Source organism: Bacillus sp. JJ1521, assembly GCF_036965165.1.
Lineage (GTDB): Bacteria > Bacillota > Bacilli > Bacillales > Bacillaceae_L > Ferdinandcohnia.
Genome location: NZ_JBALOX010000087.1, coordinates 1 through 8,010 on the forward strand (window position 1 = coordinate 1; position 8,010 = coordinate 8,010).

Annotated in this window: 6 protein-coding genes and 1 rRNA gene; all 7 read left to right on the forward strand. The window is 39.4% G+C overall.

The genetic code is table 11. The features are described 5' to 3' along the window. A 5S ribosomal RNA gene (rrf, locus tag V7147_RS13095) occupies positions 1-96 on the forward strand; the annotation flags it as partial. Between the two features lie 817 nt (positions 97-913). Beyond that, positions 914-1,615 (forward strand): MgtC/SapB family protein, encoded by a 702-nt coding sequence (locus tag V7147_RS13100; RefSeq protein ID WP_335368304.1) that lies wholly within the window; start codon positions 914-916, stop codon positions 1,613-1,615. A gap of 165 nt (positions 1,616-1,780) precedes the next feature. Beyond that, on the forward strand, positions 1,781-2,245 hold the full coding sequence (locus V7147_RS13105) for a CtsR family transcriptional regulator (RefSeq protein WP_438824587.1): 465 nt from the start codon (positions 1,781-1,783) through the stop codon (positions 2,243-2,245). Positions 2,246-2,274: 29 nt separating this feature from the next. Continuing rightward, positions 2,275-2,820, forward strand: coding sequence for a UvrB/UvrC motif-containing protein (locus V7147_RS13110; protein ID WP_335368306.1), 546 nt, complete (start codon positions 2,275-2,277; stop codon positions 2,818-2,820). Positions 2,821-2,823: 3 nt separating this feature from the next. Then, the gene (locus V7147_RS13115) at positions 2,824-3,921 is read left to right on the forward strand and encodes a protein arginine kinase (RefSeq protein ID WP_335368307.1); all 1,098 of its coding nucleotides are present in this window, start codon (positions 2,824-2,826) and stop codon (positions 3,919-3,921) included. Further along, complete coding sequence (clpC, locus tag V7147_RS13120) at positions 3,918-6,371, forward strand: ATP-dependent protease ATP-binding subunit ClpC (RefSeq protein WP_335368308.1); 2,454 nt, start codon at positions 3,918-3,920, stop codon at positions 6,369-6,371. Before V7147_RS13115 ends, clpC begins: the two co-directional genes overlap by 4 nt. Positions 6,372-6,449: 78 nt before the next feature. Continuing rightward, positions 6,450-7,820 (forward strand): DNA repair protein RadA, encoded by a 1,371-nt coding sequence (gene radA / locus V7147_RS13125; RefSeq protein WP_335368309.1) that lies wholly within the window; start codon positions 6,450-6,452, stop codon positions 7,818-7,820. Positions 7,821-8,010: the final 190 nt, after the last annotated feature.

Sequence of the window (8,010 nt, forward strand, 5' to 3'; positions counted from 1 at the left end):
GGTCACACCCGTTCCCATCCCGAACACGGAAGTTAAGCTCTTCAGCGCCGATGGTAGTTGGGACTTTGTCCCTGTGAGAGTAGGACGTCGCTAGGCACCTAAAAGATCAACCGTTATGGTTGGTCTTTTTTATTTATCGAGATCGAGTATCCAGAGGGGGTAAAATAAGCGGAGATTTTCCGATTAAATGGAGATTGGAGCTCATTTCGTGATAAATAAGGGGAGGTTTTCCGGTTATGCCAAGCGAAATCTCCCATTTTCGAATTTTTCTAGCCGATAGGCGGAATTTCTCCGTTTATTTAAGCATTTTTTAATAACACTTACTAAGTAAGCGGAATTTTTCCGTCTATTTATCAGATCGGGTGCTTATCCTTATCCTACAACCGATAGTGCGGACCCACTTGAACCTAGATGCTGAAATCAGCCCAAGCTAAAAACGAAAAATGATATACCCCAAACAGCATTAGCGGTATACCGCCGAGCCGAAACATGAAAAAATGATAAACCGTAACCATTCTAATCGGTATATCGCCCGACCGAAAAACAATAAGTGAAATACCGTAACAACTACCCTTATCATATACCAACAAGCTCAAATTTCCTCCCACCACATATCGACAAAAATACCCATTATCAACACACTTCCCTCTATCGATAAAAAGTCCCAATATCTATGTAAAATTTTACACTCGAAAAATAATCAATATTTTATAGTGGTTTGTTAATGATAAAAATATCAAAGTCCCTAAGGCCGAAATACTATTCTAAAAAAGATAGTCTGTGCAATCATAAACTTTTTAGCCGAATCGTATAATTATAGAACACTAATTTTTTCTTCTTATATTAAAGGGTATTTTAAATTACCCATCGAATAGTTTAGTTACAGGATTTTTAGAAGAGGGGGGATGTGACAATGACACAATTTTTTGCATCGTTCCAAACCCAAGAATTTTTAACGATGTCAATTCGTATTTTTATGGCTGCGTTATTATGTGGGTTAGTTGGATTAGAGAGAGAGGTACATAAACATCCTGCTGGATTCCGTACACATTTACTGGTTGGAGTCGGTTCTTGTTTAATGATGCTGATGTCTATCTATGGGTTTCAGCCTTATTTAGAGATGAGTGCTAATGTCCGCTTTGACCCGGCACGAATTCCTTCATATGTAATTAGTGGGATTGGGTTTTTGGGTGCTGGGACCATTTTAGTGAGAGATGCAACGGTTCGAGGATTAACTACAGCAGCATCGATTTGGGTTGTTGCTGGACTTGGGTTAATAATCGGATTAGGTATGTATGCTCCAGCTATTTTAACAACAATTGTGGTTTTACTCAGTTTAATTTTTCTAAACCGATTTGAGGAATTCTTTTTTAAATCTAGAAAACGAAAAGTTGTTCATATCATTATTAATGAGGATATTTCCTCATTTTCAGCAATTCTAAAATTATTTAAGGATAATGGTTTTCGGGTGAAGGATTTTAATATTAAGTATTCCAAGGAAAAAATGGATAATAATTGTCAGTACACAATAGATGTAGAAGTGGCAAGCAAAAATGAACGAATACGTTTATATGAGGAAATGTCTAAACAGGAAATGGTACAAAAAATTTTTTGATTTCGTGTTTAGAGGGGTACCCGGTTTGGAAAGTATAGGATAGTAAATGCTTTGTAGATGATTGCCAACTTTCAATTTTACATGCGAAACAGTTGAAAAATTAGTGCAGTCATTTTATATTATAATTATAGTCAAATATAGTCAAAGTCAAGGTGAGGTGTGGTCATAATGAGGAATATATCTGATATCATTGAACATTATTTAAAAAGTGTTCTTGATACAAGTGATCGATCAACAGTTGAGATTAAAAGAAGTGAGATTGCCGATAAATTTGAATGTGTCCCATCTCAAATTAATTATGTGATAAATACGAGGTTTACGTTAGAAAGAGGCTATTTGGTGGAAAGCAAAAGAGGGGGCGGAGGATACATTCGGATAATGAGGGTGAAAACAAATGACGACTCTCAACTGATTAATCAGCTCGTACGCCTTATCGATAGACGTATCGCTCAAACAAGTGCCGAGGATGTCATTTTGCGCTTGGTAGAGGAGGAAGTTATCTCGAAAAGAGAGGCGAAGATCATGCTGAGTGTAATTGACCGTTCAGTCTTGTTTATTGAACTTCCACATCGGGATGAATTAAGAGCAAGAATGTTAAAGGCAATGCTTACATCCCTTATGTATAGATAATAAAGGTTAAGAAGTAGGAAGGTGTTATCATGATATGTCAAGAATGTAACCAACGCCCTGCGACATTTCATTTTACGAAGGTTATTAATGGAGAAAAAACAGAGATTCATATTTGTGAACATTGTGCTCAAGAAAAAAGTGAGATGTTCATGTTTCCAGGCACATCTGGCTTTTCAATAGATAACTTATTAGCAGGACTTCTTCAATTTGAGCCACTTACAGGTTCAAAGCAAAATGCATTTCAAAAGAATGAAGTATTACAATGTGAGAATTGTAATATGACTTTTCAACAATTCGCAAAGGTAGGTCGGTTTGGCTGCTCACATTGCTATCCAACCTTTGAAAAACAACTTACCCCAATTCTAAAACGTCTGCATAGCGGCAATACACATCATACAGGGAAAATTCCAAAACGAATCGGAGGCTCCTTCCATATTCGGAAAGAAATCGAACAACTAAAGCAAAAGATGCAGGAATATATTTCTTTAGAGGAATTCGAAAAAGCTGCAGATGTTCGTGACCGCGTTAGAGCATTAGAAAAACAACTGAGTGGTTACAATGAAGGGGAGGTTTAATCAATGTCACTTGAGCATTTTATCAATCAAGCCTTAAGCGCTTGGATGAGTCAAGAAGGTCCTGATTCAGATATTGTCTTAAGTTCACGGATTAGGCTTGCTCGAAATTTAAAAAATGTACCCTTCTCAACGGTTTACTCAAATGAAGAGGCTGAGCAAATTGTAGATGTCTTCCAAAAAGGCTTTGCCGGGGAGCATTTTCCCTCAATTGGAGAATTTGAATTATTAAAAATGATGGAGCTTCAGCCCGTTGAAAAAAGGGTACTGGTTGAAAAGCATTTGATAAGCCCACATTTAGCTGAGAATTCTACATTTGGGGCTTGTCTTTTATCCGAAAATGAAGAAATTAGCATCATGATTAATGAAGAGGACCATATCCGAATACAATGTTTATTCCCAGGGTTGCAATTATCGCAAGCATTAAAGGTTGCAAATAACTTAGATGATTGGATCGAAGAACATGTCGATTACGCATTTGATGAAACAAGGGGATATTTAACAAGTTGCCCAACAAATGTAGGTACTGGACTAAGAGCGTCTGTCATGATGCATCTGCCAGCACTTATCCTTACACATCAAATGGGTCGTATCATTCCAGCGATTAATCAACTGGGTCTTGTTGTAAGAGGAATATATGGTGAAGGCAGTGAGGCGTTAGGAAATATTTTTCAAATATCCAACCAAATCACGCTTGGAAAGACGGAAGAAGATATTGTGGAAGATTTAAAGAGTGTAGTTGCACAATTGATAGCACAAGAGCGCTCTGCACGAGAGGCGCTTGTGAAGACTTCCAACATTCAGTTGGAGGACCGTGTATTTCGTTCATATGGGGTTCTAGCTAATAGTAGGATCATTGAATCGAAGGAAGCAGCTAAGTGTCTATCAGATGTCCGATTAGGTATTGATCTCGGCTATATAAAAGATATATCACGAACCATCCTTAATGAACTCATGGTTTTAACGCAACCTGGATTTTTGCAGGTCTATGCAGGTGGGGCATTAAGGCCGAATGAAAGGGACGTCAGAAGGGCGTCTATTATTAGAGAAAGATTGAAACTAGAAAATAATAAGACTACTGACATGGAGGGTGATGGGCTATGATGTTTGGCAGATTTACTGAGCGTGCACAAAAGGTGTTAGCGCTAGCTCAAGAGGAAGCTGTACGTTTAGGACATAACAATATTGGAACTGAACATGTACTATTAGGTCTTATACGTGAAGGTGAAGGAATCGCTGCAAAGGCTTTGCTTGCACTTGGATTAGGACCTGAAAAAATTCAAAAAGAAGTGGAAGCCCTAATTGGCCGTGGTCAGGAAGGGTCACAGACCATCCATTACACACCTCGTGCAAAAAAGGTAATCGAGTTATCGATGGATGAGGCTCGTAAGCTTGGCCATTCCTATGTTGGAACAGAGCATATCCTACTTGGATTAATTCGTGAAGGCGAGGGTGTCGCTGCAAGAGTATTAAACAATCTTGGAGTAAGTCTTAATAAAGCTCGCCAACAGGTTTTGCAACTATTAGGAAGCAATGAGTCGTCTTCAGGGCATCATGGTGGAGGTTCTGCAAATGCCAATACGCCAACCCTTGATAGCTTAGCACGTGATCTTACGGCGATAGCAAGAGAAGGAAGCCTTGATCCAGTAATTGGGCGTAGCAAAGAGATTCAACGTGTGATTGAAGTACTTAGCCGTCGTACAAAAAACAACCCTGTTTTAATCGGGGAGCCTGGTGTTGGTAAGACTGCCATTGCCGAAGGGTTGGCTCAACAAATTATAAACAATGAGGTTCCAGAAACACTTCGCGATAAGCGTGTGATGACACTTGATATGGGTACTGTTGTAGCAGGTACGAAATACCGTGGAGAATTTGAGGATCGTTTGAAAAAGGTAATGGATGAAATCCGCCAAGCAGGAAATATCATTCTATTCATTGACGAACTTCATACATTAATCGGTGCTGGTGGTGCTGAAGGTGCAATTGATGCATCAAATATTTTGAAACCATCGCTTGCTCGCGGTGAGCTACAATGTATTGGTGCTACAACATTAGATGAATATAGAAAATACATTGAAAAAGATGCAGCCCTGGAGCGTCGTTTCCAACCAATCCAGGTGGATGAACCAACTGTAGAGGAATCCATTTTAATCTTAAAAGGATTGCGTGATCGCTATGAAGCTCATCATAGAGTATCTATCTCTGATGAATCAATCATTCAAGCGGTTAAGCTTTCAGACCGATATATCTCAGATCGCTTTTTACCAGATAAGGCCATTGATTTGATTGATGAGGCTGGTTCAAAGGTTCGCCTTCGCTCGTATACGGCTCCGCCAAATTTAAAGGAGCTTGAGCTAAAACTTGAAGAAGTGCGGAAGGAAAAGGACGCAGCCGTTCAAAGTCAAGAATTTGAAAAAGCTGCTTCATTACGAGATTCTGAGCAACGTCTTCGTGAGCAATTAGAAGAAACGAAGAAAACATGGAAGGAAAAACAGGGTCAAGAGAATTCTGAGGTGACAGTGGATGATATCGCAATGGTCGTTTCAAGCTGGACTGGGGTTCCTGTATCAAAACTAGCACAAACAGAAGCTGATAAATTGCTTAACATGGAAGAAATCCTTCACTCCCGTGTCATTGGTCAGGAGGAAGCTGTAAAAGCAGTTTCTAAGGCTGTGAGACGTTCACGTGCCGGATTAAAAGATCCAAAGCGACCAACAGGATCATTTATTTTCCTGGGACCAACAGGGGTCGGAAAAACAGAATTAGCGCGTGCCTTAGCCGAATCTATTTTTGGTGATGAGGATGCAATGATTCGTGTAGATATGTCAGAGTACATGGAAAAGCATTCTACATCAAGATTAGTAGGTTCACCTCCTGGATATGTAGGCTATGAAGAAGGTGGCCAATTAACGGAAAAGGTTCGCCGTAAGCCATATTCTGTTGTCCTGCTAGATGAAATTGAAAAAGCACACCCAGATGTGTTCAATATTTTACTTCAAGTTCTAGAGGATGGCCGTTTAACAGACTCTAAGGGTCGTACGGTTGATTTTAGAAATACGATTTTAATTATGACTTCAAACGTTGGAGCTAGCACATTGAAGCGAAACAAATATGTCGGCTTTACTCTTGATGACGAGAAGCAGGACTATCGAAACATGAAGGATAAGGTAATGGAAGAGCTCAAGAAAGCATTCCGTCCTGAGTTCCTTAACCGGATCGATGAGACCATAGTCTTCCACTCACTAGAAAAGAAACATTTGAGAGAAATCGTTACGCTAATGGCTGATCAGTTAACAAAACGCCTGCGGGAGCAAGATTTTGAGCTTGTATTAACGGAAAGTGCGAAAGACAGGATTGCCGATGAAGGTTATGATCCAGAATATGGAGCACGTCCATTACGCCGTGCAATTCAAAAGCAAATTGAAGACCGTTTGTCTGAAGAGCTATTACGCGGTAATATAGAAAAAGGAAAGAAAATTGTAATGGATTTTGATAATGGAGAATTCGTGATCCATACAAAAGAAGCCGAAGAAATTAAAGCAACAGTGAAATAAAAAAGCAATTGTAAGAGAGGTATACATCAATAGTGATTCATGTATACCTCTTTTTATCTAAGGAAAGGATTCATGATTATGGCAAAAACAAAAACAAAATTCACCTGTCAATCCTGTGGCTATGAATCACCAAAATGGATGGGGAAATGTCCGGGATGTGGCGCATGGAATTCATTAGTCGAAGAAACATTAAATAAACCATCTAGAAAAGGTGCTTTTGCTCATTCAAGTCCCACTGTTCAGCGCAAGCCTTCACCAATCACTTCTATCGAGTCAGTAAATGAACCTAGAATGTATACAACAAACAAGGAATTTAATCGTGTACTTGGCGGCGGAATCGTCCACGGTTCACTTGTTTTAATTGGTGGTGACCCAGGTATAGGAAAGTCTACCTTGCTGCTGCAAGTATCCTCCCAAATAGCCAATCAAAGCAAAGTTTTATATATTTCCGGAGAAGAATCAGTCAAACAAACGAAGCTAAGATCTGACCGTCTCGGGGTTTCCTCTGATCAATTGTATGTTTTAGCAGAGACCGACCTTGAATTTATTTCCCAGACAATTACCGAGTTAAACCCATCTTTTGTTGTGATTGATTCCATTCAAACTATTTATCACTCGGAAATCACTTCTGCTCCTGGTAGTGTTTCTCAAGTGCGGGAATGTACAGCGGAATTAATGCGGATTGCGAAGACAAATGGGATTGCTATTTTTATTGTAGGTCATGTTACGAAAGAGGGAAATATTGCAGGTCCACGTTTACTCGAGCATATGGTGGATACCGTTCTTTATTTTGAAGGGGAACGTCATCATACGTATCGTATTTTACGTGCTGTAAAAAACCGTTTTGGTTCCACGAATGAAATGGGCATTTTTGAGATGAAAGAAACTGGCCTAGAAGAAGTTGCAAACCCCTCTGAGATCTTTCTTGAGGAGCGTTCTGCGGGTGCTGCAGGATCAACAGTTGTTGCCTCAATGGAGGGGACACGACCAGTTCTTGTCGAAATTCAGGCCCTAATATCACCAACTAGTTTTGGCAATCCACGCCGCATGGCAACAGGAATAGACCATAATCGGGTGTCATTATTAATGGCTGTATTAGAAAAAAGAGCAGGATTTCTCTTGCAAAATCAAGATGCGTATTTAAAGGTCGCAGGTGGTGTGAAGCTAGACGAACCAGCGATTGATTTAGCAGTAGCCTTAAGCATTGCTTCAAGTTTCAGAGATCAGCCGACAAATCCAACAGATGTCATTATTGGTGAAGTTGGTTTAACCGGTGAAGTAAGACGTGTTTCTCGAATTGAGCAGCGGGTCCAGGAAGCGGCAAAGCTTGGCTTTAAGCGAGTAATTCTTCCTGAACGAAATTTAGGGGGTTGGACAATCCCAAAGGAAATCGAAGTTATAGGTGTAAGTGATATTAGACAAGCCATTCAACATACATTAGGAAAATAACCTAAAATTACTTATCAAAAAATCAAACCAAAATGAAACATTTTTATTTCTTTATTCGTATAGTAAGTGTGAAACAAATGGACATCCATATTTTCAAATCAGAGCCGGGTAAAAATAATTTTTTACCGATTCAGTTATAATTTTAACAGGATATAAAAATAATATATGAGTAGCATTTTACACATCTATG